At 42.0% G+C, this 26,105-nt stretch carries 27 protein-coding genes; all 27 read right to left on the bottom strand.

Features of this window, described 5'->3' with window-relative positions:
- Nucleotides 1–42 precede the first annotated feature (42 nt).
- A complete protein-coding gene (gene fliE, locus BMW59_RS03290; RefSeq protein ID WP_093047596.1) occupies nucleotides 43–351 on the bottom strand; it encodes a flagellar hook-basal body complex protein FliE in 309 nt (102 codons plus the stop codon).
- A gap of 21 nt (nucleotides 352–372) precedes the next feature.
- Nucleotides 373–822: a flagellar basal body rod protein FlgC gene (flgC, locus tag BMW59_RS03295; RefSeq protein WP_093047597.1), complete on the bottom strand. Its 450-nt coding sequence runs from the start codon at nucleotides 820–822 to the stop codon at nucleotides 373–375.
- Between the two features lie 6 nt (nucleotides 823–828).
- Nucleotides 829–1,230, bottom strand: coding sequence for a flagellar basal body rod protein FlgB (gene flgB, locus BMW59_RS03300; RefSeq protein ID WP_093047598.1), 402 nt, complete (start codon nucleotides 1,228–1,230; stop codon nucleotides 829–831).
- A 350-nt stretch (nucleotides 1,231–1,580) separates the two neighbouring features.
- Nucleotides 1,581–2,357 (bottom strand): GTP-sensing pleiotropic transcriptional regulator CodY, encoded by a 777-nt coding sequence (codY, locus tag BMW59_RS03305; RefSeq protein ID WP_093047599.1) that lies wholly within the window; start codon nucleotides 2,355–2,357, stop codon nucleotides 1,581–1,583.
- 16 nt (nucleotides 2,358–2,373) lie between these two features.
- Nucleotides 2,374–3,774 carry an ATP-dependent protease ATPase subunit HslU gene (gene hslU, locus BMW59_RS03310; protein WP_093047600.1) on the bottom strand — a complete coding sequence of 467 codons (1,401 nt, stop codon included), beginning with the start codon at nucleotides 3,772–3,774 and terminating at the stop codon, nucleotides 2,374–2,376.
- Nucleotides 3,775–3,817: 43 nt separating this feature from the next.
- The gene (hslV, locus tag BMW59_RS03315) at nucleotides 3,818–4,366 is read right to left on the bottom strand and encodes an ATP-dependent protease subunit HslV (protein WP_093047601.1); all 549 of its coding nucleotides are present in this window, start codon (nucleotides 4,364–4,366) and stop codon (nucleotides 3,818–3,820) included.
- A gap of 29 nt (nucleotides 4,367–4,395) precedes the next feature.
- Entirely contained in the window at nucleotides 4,396–5,292 is an 897-nt protein-coding gene (gene xerC / locus BMW59_RS03320; protein ID WP_093047602.1) for a tyrosine recombinase XerC, read from the bottom strand.
- 180 nt (nucleotides 5,293–5,472) lie between these two features.
- Entirely contained in the window at nucleotides 5,473–7,545 is a 2,073-nt protein-coding gene (gene topA / locus BMW59_RS03325) for a type I DNA topoisomerase (protein ID WP_093047603.1), read from the bottom strand.
- Between the two features lie 271 nt (nucleotides 7,546–7,816).
- On the bottom strand, nucleotides 7,817–8,698 hold the full coding sequence (dprA, locus tag BMW59_RS03330) for a DNA-processing protein DprA (protein ID WP_245732933.1): 882 nt from the start codon (nucleotides 8,696–8,698) through the stop codon (nucleotides 7,817–7,819).
- Between the two features lie 251 nt (nucleotides 8,699–8,949).
- The gene (gene sucD, locus BMW59_RS03335; protein WP_093047604.1) at nucleotides 8,950–9,858 is read right to left on the bottom strand and encodes a succinate--CoA ligase subunit alpha; all 909 of its coding nucleotides are present in this window, start codon (nucleotides 9,856–9,858) and stop codon (nucleotides 8,950–8,952) included.
- A gap of 16 nt (nucleotides 9,859–9,874) precedes the next feature.
- On the bottom strand, nucleotides 9,875–11,038 hold the full coding sequence (gene sucC, locus BMW59_RS03340) for an ADP-forming succinate--CoA ligase subunit beta (protein WP_093047605.1): 1,164 nt from the start codon (nucleotides 11,036–11,038) through the stop codon (nucleotides 9,875–9,877).
- Nucleotides 11,039–11,732: 694 nt separating this feature from the next.
- Nucleotides 11,733–11,921, bottom strand: a complete 189-nt coding sequence (locus tag BMW59_RS03345; protein ID WP_093047606.1) for a hypothetical protein — start codon at nucleotides 11,919–11,921, stop codon at nucleotides 11,733–11,735.
- Nucleotides 11,922–11,983: 62 nt separating this feature from the next.
- A complete protein-coding gene (locus tag BMW59_RS03350) occupies nucleotides 11,984–12,265 on the bottom strand; it encodes an EscU/YscU/HrcU family type III secretion system export apparatus switch protein (protein WP_093047607.1) in 282 nt (93 codons plus the stop codon).
- The gene (locus BMW59_RS03355) at nucleotides 12,262–14,001 is read right to left on the bottom strand and encodes a hypothetical protein (protein ID WP_093047608.1); all 1,740 of its coding nucleotides are present in this window, start codon (nucleotides 13,999–14,001) and stop codon (nucleotides 12,262–12,264) included. The genes BMW59_RS03350 and BMW59_RS03355 overlap by 4 nt, the downstream gene beginning before the upstream one ends.
- Before the next feature lie 176 nt (nucleotides 14,002–14,177).
- Entirely contained in the window at nucleotides 14,178–14,948 is a 771-nt protein-coding gene (locus tag BMW59_RS03360; protein ID WP_093047609.1) for a ribonuclease HII, read from the bottom strand.
- A gap of 200 nt (nucleotides 14,949–15,148) precedes the next feature.
- Entirely contained in the window at nucleotides 15,149–15,997 is an 849-nt protein-coding gene (gene ylqF / locus BMW59_RS03365; RefSeq protein WP_093047610.1) for a ribosome biogenesis GTPase YlqF, read from the bottom strand.
- 15 nt (nucleotides 15,998–16,012) lie between these two features.
- Nucleotides 16,013–16,564, bottom strand: coding sequence for a signal peptidase I (gene lepB / locus BMW59_RS03370; RefSeq protein WP_093047611.1), 552 nt, complete (start codon nucleotides 16,562–16,564; stop codon nucleotides 16,013–16,015).
- 211 nt (nucleotides 16,565–16,775) lie between these two features.
- Entirely contained in the window at nucleotides 16,776–17,123 is a 348-nt protein-coding gene (gene rplS, locus BMW59_RS03375) for a 50S ribosomal protein L19 (RefSeq protein WP_093047612.1), read from the bottom strand.
- A 123-nt stretch (nucleotides 17,124–17,246) separates the two neighbouring features.
- Nucleotides 17,247–17,987, bottom strand: a complete 741-nt coding sequence (gene trmD, locus BMW59_RS03380; protein ID WP_093047613.1) for a tRNA (guanosine(37)-N1)-methyltransferase TrmD — start codon at nucleotides 17,985–17,987, stop codon at nucleotides 17,247–17,249.
- Nucleotides 17,987–18,508, bottom strand: coding sequence for a ribosome maturation factor RimM (rimM, locus tag BMW59_RS03385; protein ID WP_093047614.1), 522 nt, complete (start codon nucleotides 18,506–18,508; stop codon nucleotides 17,987–17,989). The genes trmD and rimM overlap by 1 nt, the downstream gene beginning before the upstream one ends.
- Entirely contained in the window at nucleotides 18,501–18,914 is a 414-nt protein-coding gene (locus tag BMW59_RS03390) for a YlqD family protein (protein WP_093047615.1), read from the bottom strand. Before BMW59_RS03390 ends, rimM begins: the two co-directional genes overlap by 8 nt.
- An 85-nt stretch (nucleotides 18,915–18,999) precedes the next feature.
- Nucleotides 19,000–19,227 (bottom strand): KH domain-containing protein, encoded by a 228-nt coding sequence (locus tag BMW59_RS03395; RefSeq protein ID WP_093047616.1) that lies wholly within the window; start codon nucleotides 19,225–19,227, stop codon nucleotides 19,000–19,002.
- Nucleotides 19,228–19,263: 36 nt separating this feature from the next.
- Nucleotides 19,264–19,536 carry a 30S ribosomal protein S16 gene (gene rpsP / locus BMW59_RS03400; protein WP_093047617.1) on the bottom strand — a complete coding sequence of 91 codons (273 nt, stop codon included), beginning with the start codon at nucleotides 19,534–19,536 and terminating at the stop codon, nucleotides 19,264–19,266.
- A gap of 159 nt (nucleotides 19,537–19,695) precedes the next feature.
- On the bottom strand, nucleotides 19,696–21,054 hold the full coding sequence (gene ffh / locus BMW59_RS03405) for a signal recognition particle protein (RefSeq protein WP_093047618.1): 1,359 nt from the start codon (nucleotides 21,052–21,054) through the stop codon (nucleotides 19,696–19,698).
- A gap of 12 nt (nucleotides 21,055–21,066) precedes the next feature.
- Nucleotides 21,067–21,396 carry a putative DNA-binding protein gene (locus tag BMW59_RS03410; RefSeq protein ID WP_093047619.1) on the bottom strand — a complete coding sequence of 110 codons (330 nt, stop codon included), beginning with the start codon at nucleotides 21,394–21,396 and terminating at the stop codon, nucleotides 21,067–21,069.
- A 107-nt stretch (nucleotides 21,397–21,503) separates the two neighbouring features.
- On the bottom strand, nucleotides 21,504–22,502 hold the full coding sequence (gene ftsY / locus BMW59_RS03415) for a signal recognition particle-docking protein FtsY (protein WP_093047620.1): 999 nt from the start codon (nucleotides 22,500–22,502) through the stop codon (nucleotides 21,504–21,506).
- A 33-nt stretch (nucleotides 22,503–22,535) separates the two neighbouring features.
- The gene (smc, locus tag BMW59_RS03420; RefSeq protein WP_093047718.1) at nucleotides 22,536–26,099 is read right to left on the bottom strand and encodes a chromosome segregation protein SMC; all 3,564 of its coding nucleotides are present in this window, start codon (nucleotides 26,097–26,099) and stop codon (nucleotides 22,536–22,538) included.
- Nucleotides 26,100–26,105 lie beyond the last annotated feature (6 nt).

Raw genomic sequence — 26,105 nt, forward strand, 5'->3', positions numbered from 1 at the left:
CCTATTGAATAGGGTGGATCTGTTTTTTATAAACGAGAAAATTTACACTTGCATTCTCATCATTTCCTGGTAGGCCTCTATTGCTTTATTACGTACTTCAGTGGCTGTCTGTAACGTTACAGAGGCTTTTTCAGCAGTGATCATAACGTCGTGCAGGTCAACTTGTTCCCCTCGGGCGACTTTCTCTGTCATAACTCGGGAAGCGGTTTGAGCCTGATTAATGTCTGTAATGGCTGTATTTAACCACGACTTGAACGTCTTCTGAGCTTCATGGGGAGTCACTTTCCCTGTAAATCCCTGCGACTGAGGCTGCATGATCGTTCTTATGTGCTGAGTTCCGTTTATTTCCATGATTTCCTCCTGAATGGCGTCTTATCTGCCTATTTCTAAAGCTTTCAATAATAAATTTTTATGGGCATCTACTGCCGTCACATTCGCCTCATAAGATCTGGTGGCACTCATTAAATCCACCATTTCCTTTAACGGATCAACGTTAGGCAGTTCTACATAACCATCTTCGTTTGCATCAGGGTGACCAGGCTGGTACACCTGCCTGAACGGTGTCTGGTCTTCAATAATTCGTCCAATTTTTACACCTTGCCCTATTTCTCCATTTCCGCTCATAGCTTTGTGAAGGTGTGACTTAAAGCCTGACGAGTTATTAGGCTGCATTGTTACCATTTTTCTCCTGTAAGGCTCCCACTCGCCATCTACCACTCGTCCTCTTGTTGAATCTGCATTGGACATATTTCCCGATACGACATCCATACGGAAACGCTGTGCTGTTAAAGCAGAAGATGAAATGTTGAATCCGTGAAACATAAGTTGTTACCTCCCTTGTCCAAGAACTGTCCTGACACTATTGAACCGGCCGTTCAGTCTGTCTATCAGAGTATTATAATATATCTGATTTTTGGCTAATTCGCTCATCTCATGGTCAATGTCAACATTATTACCGTTATGATTGAACATAGTATTATTCCGGGTTACAACAGCGGCTGAATCGTCAGAGGGCTTCCCTCCAAATTCGAGGTGCCGTCTATCGGTCTTCAATGCTTTCAGCTGCCCTTCCTGAGCACGGTTCAATTCATGGGAAAAAACTGTCTTTTTAGCTTTATAGTTCGGTGTATCTGCATTAGCGATATTCTGGGAGATCGTGTTTTGCCTTGTCATCGAAGAGGACAGAGCAGTTTCCAATAATTGAGTCGTAGGGTTTTGAAGCAAATCCATTCCTATTCCCCCTTTTGTAAAAAATAAACTATCCAACTTATAACCTCTGCCTTAAGTGCTACTGCCGAGAATTATTTTATATAATAAACTAACTTTTGTCTAACGTTCTCAGAAATTGTATTAATTTAGATAAGAAAGACCTAATTAGTCAAATATTATATCCTTCCAAAAGACACAGTTATGTAAACCGACGTAATGTGACAAATATTTCATGAAAGCTAACAATTGCACTTTACCACATTTCTACATATTTCTGCGTGTGTTTCTCAAACTTTTTGTGAAAACCTAAAAAAAGAAGACTAATGAACCATTAGTCTTCTTTCTAAAGTAGTTAAATTGTTGATCAGTAATTAGTGTTTATGCTTTTCCAGTTCTACAAGGAATTTATTGTTTAGCACTTTGATATAAGTGCCTTTCATACCTAATGATCTGGACTCAATGACACCGGCACTTTCAAGTTTTCTCAGAGCATTGACGATCACTGAGCGGGTAATTCCTACTCTGTCTGCTATTTTACTCGCAACAAGCAGCCCTTCATTTCCTTCTAATTCTTCGAAAATATGATCAACTGCTTCCAATTCGCTGTATGATAGTGAACTGATAGCCATCTGAACAACTGCCTTGCTTCTTGCCTCCTGTTCGATCTCTTCAGCTTTTTCATGAAGAATCTCCATACCTACTACAGTTGCCCCGTACTCAGCAAGAATAAGATCATCGTTATCAAATGATTCATCCAGCCTTGCCAGAATTAGCGTGCCTAAACGCTGTCCTCCTCCTTGTACAGGTACTACTGTCGTGAGACCATTGGCAAAAAGGTCTTTATTCTCAACCGGGAAAGCTGTAAACTCACTGTTTATATCCAGGTTGGAGGACGTTTCTTCGATCTTAAACAACCCTGATGTATATTCTTCAGGAAACTGTCTCTCCTCAAGCATTTGCTGCATTCGGGAATTCTCAATTTCCTGTTTAATTGAATAACCAAGTAATTTTCCGCGGCGGCTGACGATAAAAATGTTTGCTTCGATGACATCTCTTAATGTGACAGCCATATCTTTAAAATTAACTGACTGGCCCGCACTTTTCTGCAGTAATTCATTAATTTTCCTTGTTTTAGTTAATAGGTCCATCATACTTCCTCCTGTGTTATAAAATATATTGGCTCAAGTCGCGATTTTTCGCTACATCCTGCAACTTTTCTTCTACATATTCAGGTGTAATCGTTATTTCTTCCATTGTTATTTCAGAAGCTTCAAACGATAAATCTTCCAGTAATTTTTCTAAAATGGTGTGGAGCCTTCGCGCACCAATGTTCTCAGTTTCTTCGTTCACTTCTGTGGCAATTTCTGCTATCCTGCGAATAGCATCGTCAGAAAATTTCAATTTTATTCCTTCTACTTCCAATAAAGCCTGGTATTGCTTGGCAAGAGCGTGTTTCGGTTCTACAAGTATTCTCACAAAGTCCTCTACAGTCAGGCTGTTAAGTTCAACTCGAATCGGAAACCTCCCTTGCAATTCAGGGATCAAATCAGATGGTTTGGAAAAGTGAAACGCACCTGCGGCGACGAAAAGCATATGATCGGTTTTGACAGGCCCGTACTTAGTCATCACAGTAGAACCTTCCACTATCGGCAGGATGTCCCTCTGAACCCCTTCTCTAGATACATCGGCAGATTGCTGCTGATTTTTACCTGCAACTTTATCAATTTCGTCAATGAAGATTATTCCCAATTGTTCCGCTTTTGAAACAGCTTCCTGTGTGACCTCATCCATATCAATGAGTTTCTGGGCTTCATCCTCGGTCAGTACTTTCCTCGCTTCTTTCACACGAAGCTTTCGGCGTTTTTTTCTTTTAGGCATCATATTCCCCAGCATGTCCTGCATATTCATACCCATCTGTTCCATCCCTGACCCCTGGAACATATCGGTGAAATTCGCCTGCTGTTCATCTACTTCAATCGTAACTTCCTCGTTTTCCAATTCTCCGGCTGCCAATTTTTGGCTGACTTGCCTTCGTTTGTCTCTAATCGAACTGTCCTGACTAGTCTCTTCTTCCTCCTGGTCAGTTTCGCCCTGGTTTCCTTGGAAAAGCATTTCAAATGGATTGCGGTAAGCAGTTTCTTTCTTTTGGGAAGGCACAAGTAATTCGACAAGACGGTAATTAGCATTCTGTTCTGCCCGTTCTTTCACTTTGGACATTCTTTCTTCTTTAACAATCCTGATAGCCGTTTCAATTAAGTCCCTGACCATCGACTCTACGTCCCGGCCTACGTAACCTACTTCGGTAAATTTGGTAGCCTCTACTTTAACAAAGGGAGCCCCTACTAATTTAGCAAGCCTTCTGGCAATTTCAGTTTTACCTACACCCGTAGGCCCGATCATTAAAATATTCTTAGGGGTAATTTCATCTCTTAAAGCATCATCTAGCAAGCTGCGCCGATATCTGTTCCTTAAAGCAACAGCTACTGACTTTTTCGCTTTAGTCTGACCAACAATTGACTGATCCAGCCTTTCAACAATTTGTTTAGGGGTTAACAATGAACTCATTTACATCCCTCACTTATTCGCTCATCTTTTAGTAAAATATCTTTTAATCCTCTGATAATTCTTCGACAATAATTTGGTGATTCGTGTACACACAAATATCTGCCGCAGTTTTCAGACTCGCTTCAGCAATTTCTTTTGCTTCTAAATGCGGCGCGTGTTTTTTCAAAGCACGTCCGGCCGATAACGCATAATTCCCCCCGGAACCTATGGCTAAGATACCATCATCCGGCTCTATAACTTCCCCTGTCCCGGCAATCAGGTACAGGTTTGTTCGGTCCATCACAATAAGCATTGCTTCCAGTTTACGGAGCACTCTGTCACTTCGCCAGTCTTTAGCCAGTTCCACAGCTGCCCGCTGGAGATTTCCTCCGTATTCTTCAAGCTTCGTTTCAAATTTCTCATACAGCGTAAATGCGTCAGCCACCGATCCGGCAAAACCAGCGATAACTTTCCCTCTGTAAAGTCTACGAACTTTCCTGGCAGAATGTTTCATTACCACCGCATTTCCAAACGTGACCTGCCCGTCACCTGCGATAGCAGACTTACCATTATGCTGTACAGCAAAAATTGTGGTTCCTTTAATTTGATCCATTTGTTCACCTCTTTACTAACAGTTGTAGGTCAAGCCCTCGGATGTGTATTTCTGTAAACTTCCCGCAAACGGTCTTTTGTTACATGCGTATATATTTGTGTGGCAGAAAGGTCACTGTGGCCGAGAAGTTCCTGAACAGTCCTTAAATCAGCCCCCTCATTTAATAAATGCGTTGCAAATGTGTGACGGAGCACGTGCGGGCTTATCCGTGACGAGATGGCTGCATCATCAACCAGTTTATTTAATATTTTCCTTATACTCCGATCGTTTAAACAACGCCCACGGTAACTGAGAAAAATGGCCTGGGCCGGTTCTTTAGCAGCCTTTAACAGCTTTGGCCTGCTTTCAGTAAGATAAACGTGCAAAGCCTCCATAGCATAACTGCCGATCGGCACATACCTTTCTTTCCTTCCTTTCCCTTTAACCAGAATCGTGCCCAGTTCTTCATCATAATCAGCCAGGTTTAATCCAGTACATTCGCTCACTCTGATCCCAGTTCCGTAAAGAACTTCTACTAACGCGCGATTCCTTATTCCAAGGGGGGTCTCCGTATCAATTGAATCAAAGATAGACTGCATTTCATTCTCATAAAAAAAAGATGGCAGGCGTTTTTCAATTTTTGGCGTCGTTACCATCTGGAAAGGATTATCCTTCACCAAACCTTCCCGAGTGAGAAATGACCAGAATGACCTTAACGATGAGAGCTTTCTAGCTACTGTTGTCCGGGCATAGGAAGAAGAATGAAGTTCAGTTAAATACTCTCTGATATCTGCATACGAAACAGCAGCGATTGATTTTCTCAAATGCTGCTCTGAAAACTCACAGAAATCATGCAGGTCTTTTTTATAATTTTTAATCGTGTGCACAGATGCGCGTTTTTCAATTTGCAAGTATTCTGTAAACAATTTGATCCATTGGTCAATCATTGGTCTTCACCTTTTTATTCAACTTTAAGAGCTACTAAATCTTATCACAGTTTAGTAGCTCTTTCAATAAACTTTGCTCTTTTTTCATACAATTCTGAATTGTTGCCAATATACATCCAATTTTTTTGGAGAGGCATTGTTTTAAGCCTGCAGATTAATTTTAGGTCGGTAAAAATAAACCTAATTTCTTTCTTCTTTATAGTCGCATTCTGTACACTGCACATGAATGCCCTTTTTGGATTTTTTCTCCACAAGAAGATTTTCACATTTCGGGCACGGGCGGGCGATCGGTTTATCCCAAGAGATAAAATCACATTCAGGATAGCGGTCACACCCGTAAAACAGCCGCCTCTTTTTACTTTTACGTTCAACGATATTGCCTTCTTTACACTTTGGACAGTTGACACCAATTTCTTTCATAATGGCTTTTGTATTACGGCAATTAGGAAAATTTGAACAAGCCATAAACTTACCGTAACGTCCCATTTTGAAGACCATTTCATGGCCGCACTTCTCGCAGTCTTCCCCTGCCGGTTCGTCTTTAATTTCCACTTCTTCCATTTCTTCTTCAGCGGTCTTCAGACGTTTTTCAAAATCATTGTAGAACCGGTCGATAATTTCAACCCAGTCCTGCTCGCCTTCTTCAACGGAATCAAGGCTCGATTCCATTTCCGCAGTAAATTCAACATTGAGTATTTCTGGAAAAAACTCTTCAATTAGTTCCAGTACAATTTCACCCAGTTCTGTCGGTATAAAACGCTTATCCTCGAGAGCAACGTAACCGCGCCGCTGAATTGTATCCAATGTAGGTGCATAAGTAGAAGGACGGCCTATACCGAGCTCTTCCATTGTTCTTACCAGCCTGGCCTCTGTGTAGCGCGGAGGCGGCTGTGTAAAGTGCTGGTTAGGTTCTATTTTTTCGGATATTGTGCTGTCTCCCTCTTCCATTGCAGGGAGAAGGCGGTCCTTTTCTTCTTTACCTTCATCGTTTCCTTCAATGTAAACTTTCATAAAACCGGCAAATTTAAGTTTAGAGCCGTTGGCACGGAACATGACACCGTTATTAGTCAGGTCTACGGCCATCGTATCCATAACAGCAGGTGCCATCTGGCTGGCAACCATCCGTTCCCATATCAGCTTATACAGTCTGTACTGGTCTCTGCTTAAATAGGATTTTACAGCTTTAGGGTCTTTCATAACTGACGTTGGTCTTACAGCTTCATGCGCATCCTGCGAATTGGAGCTCTGTTTGGATTTGGATTTGGATGTATTATGGTACTCCTTGCCGTAATGGGTTTCGATATAATCTTTCGCTTCAACTTTGGCAGTATCAGAAAGACGCGTGGAATCTGTTCTCATATATGTGATCAGACCTACAGTTCCTGATTTCCCAAGGTCAATCCCTTCATAAAGCTGCTGTGCCAGCATCATTGTCTTCTTAGCTCTAAAGTTGAGTTTCCTTGCTGCTTCCTGTTGAAGAGAGGAAGTCGTAAAAGGGACGACCGGATTTCGTTTCCGTTCTGTCTTTTTTACTTTATCAATTTTAAATGTTTGTCCTTTAATTTGTTTAAGGACCTGATCAACATCGTCTTTCGTCTTTAAGTCTGTTTTCTTGCCATTTACAGACATAAACTTAGCTTCAAACGGCTGATCATCTTTTTTCATTTTAGCTGTTACTGACCAGTATTCTTCAGGTTTAAAGGCTTTAATCTCATTTTCCCTGTCAATGATCATTTTAACAGCCACAGATTGAACACGGCCAGCGCTTAGTCCTTTCTTAACTTTCTTCCACAGTAACGGACTGATGTTATAACCTACCAGCCGGTCAAGCACACGGCGGGCCTGCTGGGCGTCAACTAAGTGTGTATTAATGGTTCTCGGGTGTTTAAACGAATCTTTAATTGCCTGTTTCGTAATTTCATTAAATACAACACGGCATTCGGAATTTTTATCAATATTTAAACTGTCTGCCAAATGCCAGGCTATTGCTTCCCCTTCTCTGTCGGGGTCAGCCGCCAGATATACTCTTTTAGCTTTTTTAGCTGCTTGTTTTAATTCTTTCAAAATCGGGCCTTTCCCGCGAATAGTTATATACTTAGGTGTATAGTTTTGTTCCACGTCTACTCCCATCTGACTTTTCGGCAGGTCAATCACATGACCCATTGACGCTTTAACGGAATATTTTTTACCTAAATATTTTCCAATTGTTTTTGCTTTAGCGGGAGATTCCACGATTACTAAGTAATCGGACATACTTCCGTTCATCCCCTTCAGAGGTAAATTAAATCTTCCCTATTATTAAACACTATTTTGTAGTTTGTCAAACATTCTTTTTATTCACACACTTTTGGTATTTAATGTTAAATGTTTTTTAATGCTCTGTAAAGCCTGTCCTAAAGGCAGGTTTTTGTTTTATTCATTTTATTGACACATTTCTGCTTTTTTAATATAAAAAGTTTTTTAATTAGTTTGAAAGCACTTTCTATACAATAACATAAGAATGAACAGAATACATACTGACTGCTTAAATATACTCTTCTAAAATGTCTTCAGGTTTAAGGATCGGTTTAGCTCCTTGCTGAATTAAGTAATTCGTTCCGGCAGATTCAGAGTGGGATATTCTCCCAGGGAGAGCAAACACATCTCTTCCTTGCTGGATTGCGCAATCTGCCGTAATTAGTGATCCGCTTTTTTGTTTTGCTTCTATTATAAATGAGGCTTGGGACAAACCGCTTATTATTCTGTTACGGGCAGGGAACTGCCATCTGTTTGGTTTAACGTAGGGAGGATATTCCGTAAGAATTAACTGATTTTTTTCAAGTGTTTCTTTTAAGGCTTTTAAACTGGAGGGGTATAAATGATCGACCCCGTATGCTAACACCGCGATAGTCAAGCCATTTTCCTTCAAAGTAAGACTGTGGGCCATTGAATCAACACCTAATGCCATCCCGCTTACAATGGTTAAAGGATATTTAATGGCTTTTGTAAGCACAGAAGCCATTTCATTTATTGCATACTGGGAAGGATGCCTCGTTCCTACTACGCTGAGACGTAAAGGCGGGTTGAGAATGCGGGGGTGCCCCTTATAATAGAGAATCGAGGGCGGATCGTATATTTCTTTTAACAGGGCGGGGTATTTAGGATCATAAATATCTAAATAGCCGATGCCCTTTTCATAAAATTCGTGTTTTAAATAATTTACTTGCACTTTTGTTAGATTATCATATACCTCTGCTGCGAACTTATCTGATTTTGGGAAAAGTCTTAAGAATTCTGTTTTGCCCATTTTATAAACGGCTTCTAAAGAAGCGTCTCTGTCTAAACACTTTTTAACGAGAGAGTAACTGCCAAAAGAAGAATAGTGGAGATGGAGGAGACGGTCAGAAAGACTTTGAGGAATAAACAAAAAGCATGTTCCTTTCTATATTTAGTTTTAAGAACTCAAAAGATTTTATTACTGGATATTTTATTAAGAGGCTTTTAAAAATTTATGCGGATTTAAACACTCATGGGTGATTGGAGCGGAAAGTGGTCTGGAGCGAACATCAGCAGAAGAGTTTAACACAGAGATCCATAAGAGGGAAATGCAAAGAGGAAAGGTAGAAGAAAGTCTCAAAAGGTCCGTGCCTTTTGAGACTTCTTAAATCATTTAACTATTTAAACTTCGTGTGTCACACATTTCTCAAGTAAGTTATTCTCTTTAAGAGCGGAGATCAGTGTTTCACCCATTACGGCAGGTGTTTCAGCTACTTTTACGCCTGCTGCATTTAATGTTTTGATCTTTTCATCTGCCGTACCTTTGCCTCCGGAGATGATAGCGCCGGCATGGCCCATACGCTTCCCTGGAGGTGCTGTCTGTCCGCCGATAAAGCCGACAACAGGCTTGGTCATATTCTCTTTAATCCAGTCAGCAGCTTCTTCTTCAGCCGTACCTCCGATTTCACCAATCATGATGACTGCATATGTGTCCGGATCTTCATTGAATTGCTTCAATACATCTATAAAATCTGTGCCGTTAACAGGGTCCCCGCCGATTCCAACTGCTGTGGACTGGCCGATTCCTTTTGTTGACAGCTGATGTACCGCCTCATAAGTGAGAGTACCGGAACGGGAGACTACCCCGACGTGGCCTTTCTTATGGATATACCCAGGCATAATACCGATTTTACATTCTTCCGGTGTAATGACTCCCGGGCAGTTAGGACCGACCAGACGGGTCTTTTTCCCTTCCATATACCGCTTTACTTTAATCATATCAACGACAGGAATACCTTCTGTAATAGTAATCACAAGGTCTACTCCTGCATCCGTCGCTTCCATAATCGCATCGGCAGCAAACGGTGGCGGAACATAGATTACTGAAGCATTCGCGCCTGTTTTCGCCACAGCTTCAGAAACAGTGTCAAATACAGGAATGCCTTCTACTTCTGTTCCACCTTTTCCAGGTGTGACGCCGCCTACAATTTTAGTGCCATATTCAACAGCTTGTTTTGTATGGAATAAACCCGTTGCGCCGGTAATTCCCTGAACAATGACTTTCGTATCTTTATTGATCAAGATGCTCATTCATATCCCGCCTTTCTTACGCTTTTACAAGTGAAACGATTTTTTCTGCTCCGTCAGCCATAGAATCTGCAGCAGTAATATTTAAACCGGACTCTTCAAGAATTTGTTTGCCCAGTTCCACATTTGTTCCTTCGAGACGGACAACCAGAGGAATCTCCAGGCCGACTTGTTTAGTTGCTGCTACAACACCATCTGCTATTACGTCGCACTTCATAATTCCACCAAAGATATTCACGTAGATCCCTTTAACGTTTTTGTCAGATAAAATAATCTTAAATGCTTCAGTAACTTTTTCTTTTGTGGCGCCGCCCCCAACATCAAGGAAGTTTGCCGGATCACCTTTGTAATGCTTAATGATATCCATTGTAGACATAGCAAGTCCTGCGCCATTAACCATACAACCGATATTTCCGTCAAGGGAAATATAGCTTAAGTCATACTTAGAGGCTTCAATTTCCTTTGGATCCTCTTCATCAAGGTCCCGGTATTCGATGATGTCTTTCTGCCTGAACAGAGCATTGGAATCGAAGTTCAGCTTGGCGTCAAGAGCCATAACTTTTCCGTCTCCAGTTGTTACAAGCGGGTTAATTTCCGCAATAGAGCAGTCTTTGTCGGCAAAAACTTTATACAGCCCCATCATAAATTTAACAGCTTCTTTTAATAAGTCTTTTGGAATATTGATATTGAATGCCAGCCTTCTTGCCTGGTATGGCATTAATCCGGTAACCGGATCGATCACTTCTTTAAAAATTTTCTCAGGTGTCTCAGCTGCTACTTCTTCAATTTCCGTTCCTCCCTCTTCAGAAGCCATCATTACGATACGGGAGGTCGCGCGGTCTACCACAAGGCCTACGTAATATTCCTGTTTAATATCGCAGCCTTCTTCAATTAATAACCGTTTTACTTCTTTTCCTTCAGGGCCAGTCTGATGAGTGACAAGCGTCTTGCCTAATATCTCATCAGCGTATGTACGAACCTCATCCAGGTTCTTTGCCACCTTTACTCCTCCGGCCTTTCCCCGACCACCTGCGTGGATTTGGGCCTTGACAACGTTTACATCTGTCCCTAAAGATTTAGCTGCTTCTACAGCTTCATCAACTGAATAAGCAACCTTTCCATTGGGGACAGCAACGCCGTATTTTCTCAACAACTCTTTACCTTGATACTCATGGATATTCATAGCCATCCTCCTTACTGAGTCAAAATGATATCTTTTTTACCGCGCAGACATGTACGCTACGCATTTCACAAACCCTTTTATTAGAATACAAAATCTAGTAAAAGGAAAGTGAGAAAGACAGTTTTTATTTCCTTCGTCTTTTCACACAATATCTATTTTACTATACATTCCGACAATTTTGTGAATATTACACGTAAAAATTTAAATTTAATGTTAAAAACTCTGAATATATAAATATGACAAGTAAAAGGTTCCGGTAATTTCATATTTTTCCAGACATAATTACCACCTGAATCGGTGATAGCAGGGGTTGATTTGCCATCCATTTACTCGCTTTCCGCGGGCGAACCGCGAGCCTCCTCGAACTCCACTCCGTTTCGTTCTGCGGGGTCCCGCCTGGCTCGCTTTTCCCGCAGGAGTCTCGTAAATTCCTGTCATATCACCGGTACTCTTATGTAAGACTGTTTCAATCGAAGGAGTGAAAGGCGGCGAAAAGCAACGGCGGAAGACCCCACAGGGAGCGTGTTTTTGCGAATGAGGAGGCTGAAGCGTTGCCCGCGGAAAGCGTCGTCAGTATCGGATTCGAGTGATTACCCCAACTAACCAATAAACTAAAGTCTATAGAATATATAAAAAATTATTTGGTTCATCAAGGATTCAGGGTACCAGAAAAACCTGGATAAAAACACAGGTTTTACCGGCGGCGCTCCTTTTTATCTTTACTCTTTTTCTTAGAAAGAAGTTTAGTTAATAAATGAATATCCGCTTGCTTTTTCAACTGGTCCTGAGAGTAAAAAATACCGAACTCGTGTGCAATCTCTTCTCTGTAATGATCCAGATACTTGTCTATTTCAGGCACAATTAACGGCGATTGTTTTTTCATATGCAATGACCTCCTTACAGAGTAGGATGGCCAGTTAAAGTCTTTCTCATGCGCCAGGCTTATTACTTATCTGTCTTTTCACGATCTACATAATATATAAAGGCAAACACTTCAGCGACCACTTCATATAAACTTTCAGGAATTCGCTCATTTATTTCCAGTTGGGATAAGAGAGCAACTAGAGAAGGGTCTTCCTGGACAGGTATACCGTTTTCTTCAGCTGTGTACCCTTTTCCTTTCGCTTTAATCTGAGGCGCTGAATCCTTTTTTTCATCGTAGCCCATGGCTACAGCTCGTTTCTGTTTAAGCCTGGTGTGACCCGTTTTATAAAAGTCGTCAGTCATATTTTAATGTCCACCCCATTGTACCCGTACTCAAATGAATTAACATGCATAGCAGGAGTGCTCCTGTTCCCCTCTTTTTCTTTCGCCTTTTCCCATTTGATTACGGACAGCTGATAATTATAAGATGCAAGCTTTTCTTTCAGTAATGGAAACCAGACGCTTTGTATCGAGGCTGGTTTTGAGCTTTCGTTATATACCGTTAAGGCCATGATCCTGTTTTGTATTTGTACATCAATTAAAGTATGCCTTAACGTTTCCAATTCTAAATAAAACAGGATACGGCAGTGGGATTCGTCCACTGTTCCGTCATTCTTTTCTCTTCCTTGCCACTGCAAGGTCAAATCCGTATATTTTTCGGACAATTTAACAGGTATTTGAAAAACAGTATGCTGAACAGGCCCTTGCTGTTCTGAAGAGAGAAGCTGATAAGCAGTAAGGCGCTGAAGCAGAAAATCCGCCTGCTCACGGGTCCCCTGCGGAAGACCGTGGCTCTGATTAAGAAACTGTATTAACTTGGCTTTTAAAGTATTTAGTTCCTCTTGATTAAGCTGCCCACTTCTTATATTATTTTCATGCTGCAGGCCGAGCTGGTTCAGAAACGCTTTTAAAGGGTGTTGCGTTTGCCCTTCATTTAATAACTTACCATTGCCTGAATGATTATCGCGGATTAACTGCCAGATTCCTTTTGTGCTGTCTTCAGGTTCAGAAGCCAGCCACTGGGACAGACGGGTTACAATAGAGCTGGCGGAAGCCTGAGGATTTATTAAAGTAAGAAGCTGGGTGACAGAATGAAGCGGAGCGCCTCTCAGGGAATCAGTCAAGTAGGAAAACAAAAGTTTAGGATCCATATTTTTCAGAGGCAAAGCTGTTTGGCGGCTTTTAAATAAACCAGGCCATAATTTACCGGACATATTTTCATTTGCAGGATTGAGAACTGTTTCTTTAAACGAGGTGAAAAACCGTATGGAAGAATCTAAACTGTTAATTAAACCAGTTTCTTTTAAAACCTTAATAGCCGCTTCCTGAAGCTCTTCATCCTTTCCAGTTAAATGCTTAAAAATAACAAAAATGTCACCTTCTCCAAAGCCGCTAAAACGCCCGGATATATTTGCAAGAATGTGTTGCAGGTGCTGTGCCCTGCTATCCGGTAATTTCTCCAAGGTTGAGGCGAGCTGAACCATCGTCTCTCCTGTAGATTTTTCTGACTGAACGGAAGCCAATGCTTTAAAGGCGGCTCTGGTCAGCGGATATCCCCTTTGGATCATCATAGTGATAAGCTTCAAAGAATCATTTGAAGCTAAGGCAGACTCCTTAACTAACTGCGCTCCTTGCAATATATTGCTTCTGGTAAATGGCAAATTGACCCTGATGAGTTCCCGTATAATTTTTTTGTGAAGGCCGTCTGTCGGAAGACCAAGCTGCTTCAGCATTCCGGGAACGTTTGTAACAGAAGCAGGACTGCTTCCCGGCCTGTTCACAGAGACATTTTCCAGGACTTTTAATTGAGGGACCCTTTCACCTGATATTACTTTAAACCAATATTTCTCACCTTTTTCAAGTCGTGCCTCTAGACGGGCTGATAAATTCATTGTGCCCATCTGAAGGCGGGCCAGCTGTCCAGGGTACAGTTCACTAATCCTCCCTTGGAAAACCTGTCCCTCTCTTAAGTAAAGAGTTTTAGCCCGTCCCGTATCCATTCCTCGAATTAAATTATCCAGCATGGCTGCAGCAATCATAGATGTTCTCCTCCCGGGAACCTTTTTATATCATAAAAGCTTAGTTAATCTGCCGGTCTTCACACCCGGCGAGGTCAGCTAATAGCAAAAGAGACTTTAGAGAATAATGCCAAGCATGTTTTTTGCCGGGAGGTCTCTTTATTCAGTAAACAGCCCATATTAACAAGGCGATTGACTTAAGCATAGGATTTAACCGGCGCAAAACTTCGACGATGCTCCTCAAGTATTCCGTGTTCTTCTATTGCTTCCAAATGGGCCCGGGTCCCGTAGCCTGCATGTTTATCGAACTGGTACATCGGATACTGCTTATGTAACTTATCCATATAACGGTCTCTGGTTACTTTGGCAATGATAGAACTTGCTGCAATAGAAACGGACCTGGAATCTCCTTTAACTAGACTTTTTTGAGCAATATCTAAAGGAAGTTCCATAGCATCAATCAGCAAATAGTCTGGAGAGTCTTCAGAAATCTGCTTCACAGCCCGTACCATAGCCTGTTTAGAGGCTTGATAAATATTAAGCTCATCAATCTCCTGTGCTGAAACTATCCCCACTCCCACTGCTTCTGCCTTTCTCATAATTTCATCATAAAAATACTCCCGTTTCGTCTTAGTCAGCTTTTTAGAATCTGTCAGCCCGAGCAGTCTGACGTCTGAAGGAAGAACAACGCAGGAAGCAATGACAGGACCTGCCAGAGGGCCGCGCCCTGCTTCATCTATTCCAGCTATTCGTAAATACCCCTTATTCCACGCTTCTTTTTCAAAAGAACTCATTTCAGTATAATGAGATTCGAGTTTCTGCCTTTCCACTTGCTGTTTTTTCCATCGCGCAATTAATCCCTTAACTCCTTTTCGCTCATCATTATGTAATTCTTCCAAAAATGGATCATTTTCATCCTGAAGAGTTTCGAGTTTGCATTTAATCTCAGCAATTGTTTTTTTCTTCATTAACAGCTTTCCTTTCTTAATTTATCGGTTCATTTAATCCATTATTTAAATAATATCGTTATTTAATAATGCCTCTCTTGAAGACAGTGCTTATCCTCCAAGGATCCCCGCCTTTGTTCAAAAGGGACGTTTACATAGCTTGCGTGTCAATCATTACCGGCAGAATAAAATAAAAGATACGCTGTCAGTCGCGTATCTCTCTATTCCTTAGGGCGCTCAAGACTTATGTGCCCGAGTTTTCCCTGGCGGAAATCCCTGAATATAATTTCAGCTGTTTTATCATAATCAACCAGGCCTCCGGAGACGAGGCATCCCCTCCGCTTGCCTATTTCATCGAATAAATCAGCGACATCCTCTGATAAGTCCTTTAAATTAAACCGTTCTTTAAGCCGGTCAGGATATTCCTTAGTTAAATATCTCAATAGAAAAACCGAAGTTTCCTGGAAGTCAAAAATTTCTTCTTTAATTGCACCAGTAAGAGCGAGTCTGAAACCTACGTCCTGATCTTCAAATTTTGGCCATAATATTCCCGGTGTATCGAGCAGTTCCATTTCCTTGCCTACTTTAATCCATTGCTGGCTTTTAGTGACACCCGGTTTATCGCCAATTTTAGTTATTTTTTTATTGGCAAGGCGGTTAATCACAGTAGATTTCCCTACATTTGGAATACCTAAAATTAACGCGCGTAACGCTCTTGGATGGATTCCTTTAGCATGGAACTTGTCCAGCAGAGGTTTGGCCAGTTCTCTTACCTTCTCAGGAACCTGTTTGATTCCCTTTCCTCTTTGGGAGTCCACTACCAAAGTCGCCCAGTTTCTTTTTTCGAAGTAATGGACCCATTCCTTAGTAACTGCAGGGTCTGCTAAATCAGACTTATTCAGCAGGATAAGCCGGGGTTTATTAGCAGTCAGTTCATCAACCATAGGGTTCCTGGAGGAAACAGGAATTCGCGCATCTACAATTTCAATTACTACATCAATAAGCTTAAGTTTCTCCTGAACCTCTCTTTTGGCTTTCGCCATATGTCCAGGATACCATTGTATGGCCATATTAAATCATTCCTCCTAATCAACAAGCCGGACTTCCTGCACAGGCCAGAAAACAAAGTTGGCTTTTCCGACTACTTCATCATAAGGTATAACACCTATGTGACGGCTGTCTTTACTGTGCTGCCGGTTATCCCCCAGCACAAATACATGGCCTTCAGGTACTGAGTCATAGCCGGTAACCTCAGAAAGAGTAAAATCTCCGGTAAACGGCATCTGATCTGCTTCCTGTTTATAGTCTTCTAAATAAGGCTCTTCAACCGGCTCGTCATTAATATATAACATATCTTCTTCATATCTAATCTGGTCACCAGGCAGACCAATTACCCGTTTAATATAGTCTTTATTTTGGGGGGCATGAAATACAATAATATCAAACCTGTCCGGTTCTGAAATATTATAGCCTATTTTATTAACAATCATCCGGTCATTGTGTTCCAGGGTTGGCATCATAGACTGACCGTCCACCACAATCGGCGCAAAGAAAAAATACCTGATCACCACGGCCAGAATTAAGGCCACAGCAACGGCTTTTACCCATTCCCATGATTCAGATTTTGCCATTTCCATCCATCCTTTTATTGAATAACAAATTATTAACAGCACATGAAAAAAACAAGAGAGGCCAGGAACTTCTGATAGTTACATTAAAAAGAATTCATCCCCTTTTATTTAATCATCCATATATTTTACCATATTTTAATAAAAGTGTGTTTAATAAATGTATAAGTAAATGAAGGCATGAAAAAAGGAGCTTGAAAACAAGCTCCTTTCATAACAGTTATCTTGCACGTTCTTTAATACGAGCTGCTTTACCGCGCAGTGCACGCAAGTAGTAAAGCTTGGCACGGCGTACTTTACCACGACGAGATACTTCGATCTTATCGATACGTGGCGAATGTACTGGGAATGTACGTTCCACACCCACACCGCTGGATATCTTACGAACAGTGAATGTTTCACTGATCCCGCTTCCGCGGCGCTTGATTACCACACCTTCGAATACCTGGATACGCTCACGAGTACCTTCTACAACTTTAACGTGTACACGCAATGTATCTCCGGCGCGGAATTCTGGAAGATCAGTTTTCAATTGCTCTTTAGTAATATCACGAATAATTTGTTCCATCTTCTGTTCGCCTCCTTCCCTGCAGGTCTTCATGTCTCACAATAGGGACAGCGGAACACCTTGATCTGGCTAAAGCCACAAAAAACATAATACCATACCGTTAATAAAAACTCAACCGCTTTTTTACTCTGATTCTAATTCGTTTAAATATTTTTGATCTGTTTCCGTTAAGTCAAGTTTCTTTAACATATCTTTTCGTCTCTCATAAGTACGTTTCAAGGATTGCTGCCGGCGCCAGGTTTCAATTTTTTTATGATGCCCTGAAAGAAGGATATCAGGCACACGCAGCCCTCTGAAATCAGCCGGCCTTGTATAATGAGGATATTCAAGAAGCCCTGTGCTGTGCGAGTCAGTTACAGCTGACTGCTCGTTCCCAAGGGAACCAGGCAGAAGACGTGTTACACTGTCCGCAATAACCATTGCTCCAATTTCTCCTCCGGTTAAAACATAGTCACCGATAGATATTTCATCAGTAATCAAATGCTCACGGATCCTTTCATCGTAGCCTTCATAATGGCCGCAGATTAATATCAACTGCTCTTCTTCCGAAAGTTCCTCCGCTTTTTTCTGCGTATAGGGTTCCCCTTGAGGGCAAAGCAGAATGACTCTGGGAGGTTTCTTTAAAGAATCCGCTCCTTTTTTCAGATCCGCCACAGCGTCGAAAACAGGCTGGGGAGTTAGAACCATCCCTCCCCCTCCCCCGTAAGGATAATCGTCCACCCTGTTATGTCTGTCTTCAGTATAATCTCTGAAATTAACCACGTCGTAAGTTACAACGTTTTTTTCCTGTGCCTGTTTTAATATGGAGTGGGAGAATAATCCTTGGAACATTTCCGGAAACAAGGTTAAAATCGAGATTTTCATCAGTCTAACAGCCCTTCCATCGGGGTAATAATTATCTTTTGCTCGTTCAGTTTAATCTCTTTCACTACGTCATCAATGTAAGGAATAAGCACCTCTTTGCCTTTACCTTCAGGCTGGACGACCCATACATCATTTGCTCCCGGTGACAATATTTCTTTCACTGCCCCTATAAGCTTGCCCTCTTCTGTCTCGACAGAGAGTCCAATAATCTCATGGTAATAAAACTCTCCCTCACCTAAATGATCATCAAGCTGAGAGGTATGCACCTGAAGAAGCGACCCTTTATAAGTTTCCACAAGATTAACATTTTCCATGTCTTCAAATGAAACCAAATCAAACTGTTTATGCTGGCGCCATGAGCGGACCGTGACCGGAACACGGTGATTCCCGTCTTTCAGGATATAAAGCATATTTCCAGCCTTATAACGCTGTTCCGGAAAGTCGGTTTTAGAAATAACCCGCACTTCTCCATGAATACCGTGAGTATTAACGATCTTACCCACATTCAGCCAATCAGTCATCCTGCATGCCTCCGTGTCGGAGTTCGTAAACCACCCCGTCTTTAATGACAATTTCTGTCCCTTTCATTATTTCTTCCCAATTGTCCCCTTCTTCCACTTGCTCAATCATCTGAATCGTACCTTCTCTTAGCTCAGCGCCAAGATCCAGCTCATCCAGCTGACCCAGTTTTAATTCTAACTGCCGGAGCCTGTCTTTTCTCCGGGCTACTTCTTTATTGAAACTTTCCTTTAATGATTTCTGGTAACTTGCACTCTGATTTTCTTTCATTTTCTTATGTAGGACAAATTCTAATTGTTTTAACTCTTTTGTAATCTGATACTGGCGGGATAAAAATTGTTCCTTCAGTTTGTCCCGGCTCTCTTCGGTTAATATTTGTTTTACGACGACTTTTTTAATAATTTCCAAAATAGGACACCTCCAAGTATTCCTTTTATTGTACCATATCATACATATATATACGGAAAAAAAGGGAGAGGTCCCCCTCACCCTTTTAACCAATTTCCAACTGAATTCGTTTGTTCTGATTTGCTCCGGCAGCGTTAACTACTGAACGGATAGCTTTAGCAATCCGTCCCTGCTTGCCGATCACTTTCCCCATATCGTCCTCGTGCACTTCCAGCTTCAGCGTGAGTGAACGGTCATTTTCCACTTCAGTTACACGGACATCATCGGGGTGATCTACAAGCGCTTTAGCAATCGATTCAACCAATTCTTTCATGTCACTCACCTTCTTGGATTATTTCCACACGAAGGACTATTTTGCGTTCTTCGCGTTGTGAAGTTGTTCCATTAAACCAACGTTTGAGAACAAGTTACGAACAGTATCGGATGGCTTTGCTCCATCTAACATCCATTTTAACGCTTTTTCTTGATCAACGCTAAATTCTACAGGATTTTTTAATGGATTATAAGTTCCTAGTTCTTCAATAAAACGACCATCACGCGGCGCACGGGAATCCGCAACAACCACACGATAGAACGGAGATTTCTTTGCTCCCATTCGCTTTAAACGAATTTTAACTGCCATGTGTTTCACCTCCATAAATCTTTCACACAATTAATTATACTATCATAAAAGGATTCAGGGATCAACCCCAGTAAAGTAAAAAAACTTTACACCATAGATTGAGCTCCCACTGTACTAATGCATAAGCTGCTTGTACAGATTTCAGGATGGGTAATCAGGTTACATAAACGGAAACTTCATACCGCCAAGCCCGCCTTTTTTCTTACCTTTACCCTTTTGCATACCGGACATCTGTTTCATCATTTTTTTCATTTCATGGAATTGCTTAATAAGACGGTTAACCTCTTGAATAGAGGTGCCACTGCCTTTAGCGATCCGTTTTCTCCGGCTTGCATTTAAAAGAGATGGATCATCTCTCTCTGCTTTTGTCATTGATTTGACAATCGCTTCAATATGCCCGATCTGCTTCTCATCCACTTGAACATTTTTTAAACCTTTCATCTTACCCGCTCCAGGCATCATATCAAGGAGCTCGTCAAGCGGCCCCATATTGCGCACCTGGGATAGCTGTTCAAGGAAATCATCGAAGGTCAGATCATTAGTCCTCATTTTCCGTTCTAACTCTTTGGCTCTTTCCTCATCCACATTCGTCTGGGCTTTTTCAATAAGTGTCAGTACGTCGCCCATACCTAAAATTCTTGAAGCCATCCGTTCGGGATGGAAAGGCTCTAACGCATCGATTTTTTCTCCCATACCTGCAAATTTAATTGGCGTGTCAGTGACTGATTTGACAGAAATAGCTGCACCGCCGCGGGTATCTCCGTCAAGCTTGGTGAGAACGACCCCACTTATACCGAGGCGCTCATTGAAACTTTGAGCAACATTAACAGCGTCCTGACCAGTCATAGCATCAACGACAAGGAGAATTTCCTCAGGGGATGTCACTTCCTTAATTTCATCAAGTTCCCCCATAAGTTCTTCGTCTACATGCAGCCGGCCGGCTGTATCAATCAGTACATAATCATGATGTTCTTCTTTAGCTTTAGCGAGTGCCTGTTTAGCAATTTCCACCGGGCTCACCTGGTCCCCTAAAGAAAACACAGGCATATCAAGCTGCTTACCTAATGTTTCAAGCTGCTTGATCGCAGCAGGCCGGTAAATGTCTGCCGCTACCATTAAAGGGTTACGGTTGTGCTTTTTCCTTAAGTGATTAGCAAGCTTTCCTGTAGTCGTTGTTTTACCTGCCCCTTGAAGGCCCACCATCATCACAACTGTCGGCGGCTTCTGAGCGACCGCAATTTTACTCTGCTCTCCGCCCATAAGCTTGGTCAGTTCTTCATTTACTACTTTAATAACCTGCTGACCCGGGGTCAGGCTGTCGAGTACTTCCTGGCCGATTGCCCGTTCTTTCACATCTGCTATGAATTTTTTTACTACTTTAAAGTTCACATCTGCCTCTAAAAGGGCAAGACGGACTTCACGCATCATTTCTTTAACGTCCTGCTCAGACACTTTCCCTTTACCGCGGATCTTCTTAAGTGTTCCTTGCAGTCGTTCTGCTAAGCCTTCAAATGCCATTTTGTTTGCCCCCTATTCCAGTTTCTCGAGAGATTCAACGATCTGGATTATACGAGTGGGACTTTCTTTCTCGCGAATCATTACTTTTAATTCCTCTATATAGCTTAGGCGCTTTTCATAGCGGGAAAAGAGCTGTAATTTTTCCTCATACTCTTCTAATAAGGCTTCCGTGCGTTTTATATTGTCATAAACTGCCTGCCGGCTTACATCAAAGTGTTCGGAAATTTCTCCAAGCGACCAGTCATCCAGATAATACATTCGCATATACTGATTCTGCTTACTGGTCAACAGCGCCTGATAGAAGTCATACAGGTAGTTCATACGGATTGTTTTTTCAATCACGAAGCCCACCGCCTTGTTAAGGTAATTGCCTTTACAATTTGTAATGATACAAGAGGAGATGTCCCCTGTCAAGTTTTTATCTTGTCATCCAAGCGGGAAGGGCCGCTTTAGTCTTCAGCCGCTTCATCAGCCTCTTTAAGCACCTCTGAAAACAACCCATGGACATATTGTTCGGCTCTGAATTCCTGAAGATCATCCATGCCTTCTCCCAGACCGACCAGTTTAACTGGAATATCCAGTTCGTTCCTGATAGCGAGAACAATACCTCCCTTGGCTGTCCCATCCAGTTTAGTCAATACGATGCCTGAGACATCAGTAGCCTGGCCGAATGTTTTAGCCTGGCTCATCGCATTTTGTCCTGTTGTAGCATCAAGTACCAACAGCACCTCATGAGGAGCATCAGGTATTTCTCTTGTTAACACCCGTTTGACTTTTTCAAGTTCTTTCATAAGATTAACCTTGTTTTGCAGACGACCCGCTGTGTCGCAAAGCAGAACATCCGCTTTCTTAGATTTAGCCGATTGGACAGCATCAAACATCACAGCAGCCGGATCAGAACCTGCCTGCTGTTTTATTACATCGACTCCTACACGCTCTCCCCAAACTTCCAGCTGCTCAATGGCCCCTGCACGGAAAGTATCCCCTGCAGCCATCAGCACATTTTTCCCTTCCTGTTTAAACTGATGGGCGAGCTTCCCTATTGTCGTCGTTTTACCAACCCCGTTGACACCTACAAACAGAATGACCGTCAACTCATTCTCTTTTATGTTGAGTTTCGATTCTTCCTCTGACTTCTGCAAAAGTTCTGCCAGCTTCTCGGAGATTACAGGCTGTATGTCTTTTGCATCCTTTATATTCCTTCGCCGAGCTTCATCCTTCAGCTCATCAATGAGTGTCATTACCGTGTGGACTCCCACATCCGCTGAAATCAGAATATCCTCCAGTTCTTCAAAAAACTCTTCATCCACTGTCCGGTAATCTTTCACAAGCTCGTTCATCGCTCCGACAAACGAGTCCCTTGTTTTTGACAGGCCATCTTTAAACTTTTCGGTTACTGAATCAGTCTGGTCAGTTATTCTTTCTTTTAATTTTTTAAAAAAGCTCATTTGCATTCCTCCACTATTGTTATGGTCAGTTTATCATCCGATAAGTTCCTTTGTTTCTTCAAGACGGACAGAGACTAAGTTAGATACACCGGATTCCTGCATAGTCACCCCGTAAAGAACATCTGCTTCTTCCATAGTCCCTTTTCTGTGAGTAACAACAATAAACTGGGTCTCTTCACTGAAATCTTTTAAATATTGCGCGAAACGGGCTACATTGGCCTCATCAAGCGCCGCTTCAACTTCATCAAGGACACAGAATGGCACCGGACGCACTTTTAAAATGGAAAATAACAGAGCGATGGCTGTTAAAGCTCTTTCTCCTCCTGATAGAAGAGCGAGATTTTGCAGTTTTTTACCAGGGGGCTGAGCGACTATTTCCACCCCTGTCTGTAAAAGATCATCAGGGTTGGTCAGTTCAAGGCTCGCTTTGCCTCCGCCGAACAGTTCAGCAAAAACTCCCTTAAAGTGACCTTGGATCTGGTTAAACGTTTCCCTGAAACGCCTTGTCATTTCATCATCCATCTCAGAAATAACCTGGTGCAGAGTCGCTTTTGCTTCTTCGAGGTCTGTTCTCTGCTCCGTTAAAAAGTCATACCGTTCTTTCACCCGTTCAAACTCGTCAATGGCGCCTACATTAACAGTTCCCAGCTCTTCTATAGCCATTTTAATAAGCTTAACCTGGTTTTTCGCATCCTCCAGCTCACCTGTAAGCGTGTAATTTTCTCTGGCTGCTTCGAAGCTCATTTCATACTCTTCCTGTAATTTTTTTAACCTGGTGTCTAATTCGACATCCAGCCGGTTTACTAATACTTCTTTCTCGTGCAGTGTCTGAGAAATAAATTTAAGCTGCCGTTTTTGCTCTTTTAAGTCCTGTTCTGTATCATCATGCGTCTGCTGAAGGTTCAGCCTTTCCGACCTTCGCTTGGAAATTAACTGTATGGTCTTTTCTTTTTCTGCTTTTCGCTTCTCAATTTGGTCTTCAATTGTGGAGGCGTCAACTGTCTGGTCAGAAAGTTCCTTTTCAAGCTGGTTATACTCGTTATCTTTATCTATTATCTCCTGGGAGACACTCTGAAGTTCCCCTTTTAAACGGTGGTAGTTTTCTTCCGTATAAGACTTTTGTTCGTCTTCTTTTGCAAACTTTATTTTAATTTCGGTTAATTCTGCTCTTAAGCTTTCCCGCTCAGACTGGTCCTTTTTCTGCCGGCTGGCAAGCTCTTCTATTTCACTGTTTAATTCTTCAACTTTTTCTTCAGATGCTTTAATTGAAACGGTAAGCTCTTCAACCCGCTGCTGCCTTTCTTCCATTTCTCTTTTATAATCTTCGTATTCGAGGTCATACACTTCCAGCCGCTCATTCAGGTTTTCTTCGGCTAACTGCAGTTTATTAAGCTCAGCTTTCTTGATTTGTTCAATTCTTCTGGCTTCTTCCCCGCTTTCAGTTAGCTGTTTCAGTTGCTGTTTAAGTGAAGCGGCCGTTTCTTTAAGTGTGGAGACCTCTTTTTGCAAACCGTCTGTCTGAGTTTCTAGAGTATTTAATTTATCTGTCACTCTCTCCAGTTCCTGCTGGCGTCCAAGAATCTGGCTTTGTTTTTGTTTAATGCTGCCGCCTGTCATAGCACCGCCGGGATTAACAATATCCCCGTCTAATGTCACTACTCTGAACCTGTAGTTCAGCTTTCCGGCAATCTTCTGGGCAGATTTAATTTCTTCCGCAAGCACCACATTCCCTAAAAGGTGTCTCACTACGTCTCTGTATTCAGGCTCGTACGCCACTAATTCGCTGGCAATCCCTAAACACCCTTCCACCGCTTCAGCACGGTAAAGATCCTGAGGCGGAATCGACCGGGGTTTTACCACATTCATAGGAAGAAAAGTTGCCCGTCCTAGACGCCTTTCCTTCAGAAACTGAATTGCTTTTCGGCCTGTAGGTTCATCTTCCACAATGACGTGCTGCTGGGCCGCCCCCAGCGCAATTTCCATCGCTGTCTGATACTCACGGTCGACTTCAATCATTTCCGCAACTGCCCCGCGAATCCCCTTAAATGTTCTGTCCCGTTCTTTCAGAATTTCCTTTACCCCCTGAAAAAAACCGGCGTAGTCATTTTGCATATCTTCAATAATCTCTTTTCGGGATTGAAGCTGCTGAAGATGCCGAATCCCCTCATAAAGCAGTTTTTCTTTTTTTTCATATTCACTTTGTTTCTTTTCACTTTCCTGGTTAACCTTTTGGTATTCCAGGAGCAGTTTATCGATTGTTTCTTTCTCAGCTTCCCATTCTTTTTCGGCATTCAGCCGTTCGCTAAGAATCTGTTTTCTTTTAACGAGGAGCTCCTGATTGTCTTTTTCGAGACGCTGGCGTTTCTGCTCATTTCTGGCTGCCTGGTCTTTTAAATAGTTCATTTCATTTGTCTTTGATGCTTTTTCATTCAGCCATTCTATGTAATCAGATTTGAGCTGCTCTAACCGTTCTTCTGAGCCTTCTTCCAGGTCGCTGAGTCTCATCTCAAGTTCCTCCTGGTGTTTGCTTGTCTCGGCTGATTTTAATTTCCGCTCATCCAGCAATTTTCTCTGTTTTTCAAGTTCGGTATTCAGCTTATCTTTTTTCTCTTTTAACTGAGCGATCTCTTGTAAAAACTGCTCTTTATTTTGTGCGAAATTTTTACGCCGCTCTTTCCAGACTTCTTTTTGGCCCTCTTGTTTTTCCAGATCCTCACTTGTAGTCAGAAGAAAGTTCTGCAGATCATCTATAGAATCATCGATTGTCTGCATATCAGCGCGAAAACGCTGAAGTTTTGCTTCCCCGCTTCTAACCAGGGACTGAAATTTTCCTTCTTCTCCTTCGAGCTTTTCCCATGCTTCTTTTCCTTCGTTCCATTCCTTATGAAGCATCTCTATTTCTTTAACCAGGACACCCACTTCAATATTTTTAAGGTCGCGCTTTTTCTCAAGGTACTCTCTCGCTACGGAAGCCTGTTCTCTTAACGGCTCAACCTGCGTTTCCAATTCATGCAGAATGTCTTTCACACGGTTTAAATTATCCTGTGTATCCTGCAGTTTTTTTTCGGACTTCTGTTTCCGGTTTTTATATTTCAATACTCCAGCCGCTTCTTCAAATATCATGCGCCTTTCTTCCGATTTGCTGCTCAGAATTTCTTCGACGCGGCCTTGTCCGATAATAGAAAAAGCCTCTTTTCCAAGGCCTGAGTCCATAAATAAGTCTACAATATCTTTTAATCTGCACGATTGTTTATTTATAAGATACTCGCTGTCCCCTGAACGGTAAACTCGCCTTGTAACAGCCACTTCACTGTAATCTATCGCCAAGTGCTGATCTTCATTATCCAATATCAGAGAAATCTCTGCCATATTTAACGGTGCTCTGCTGTCACTTCCGGAAAAGATGACATCCTCCATTCTAGACCCGCGGAGATTTTTTGCCGACTGTTCGCCTAACACCCACCTGATAGCATCCGATATGTTACTTTTCCCGCTTCCATTCGGTCCTACCACGGCAGTAACACCCGGGACAAAATCAATGGATAATCGTTCAGCAAACGATTTAAACCCCACAAGTTCCAACCTTTTCAGGAACAATGTCAT

Origin of the sequence: Salipaludibacillus aurantiacus (assembly GCF_900111295.1) — a bacterium.
Classification (GTDB): domain Bacteria; phylum Bacillota; class Bacilli; order Bacillales; family Salisediminibacteriaceae; genus Salipaludibacillus; species Salipaludibacillus aurantiacus.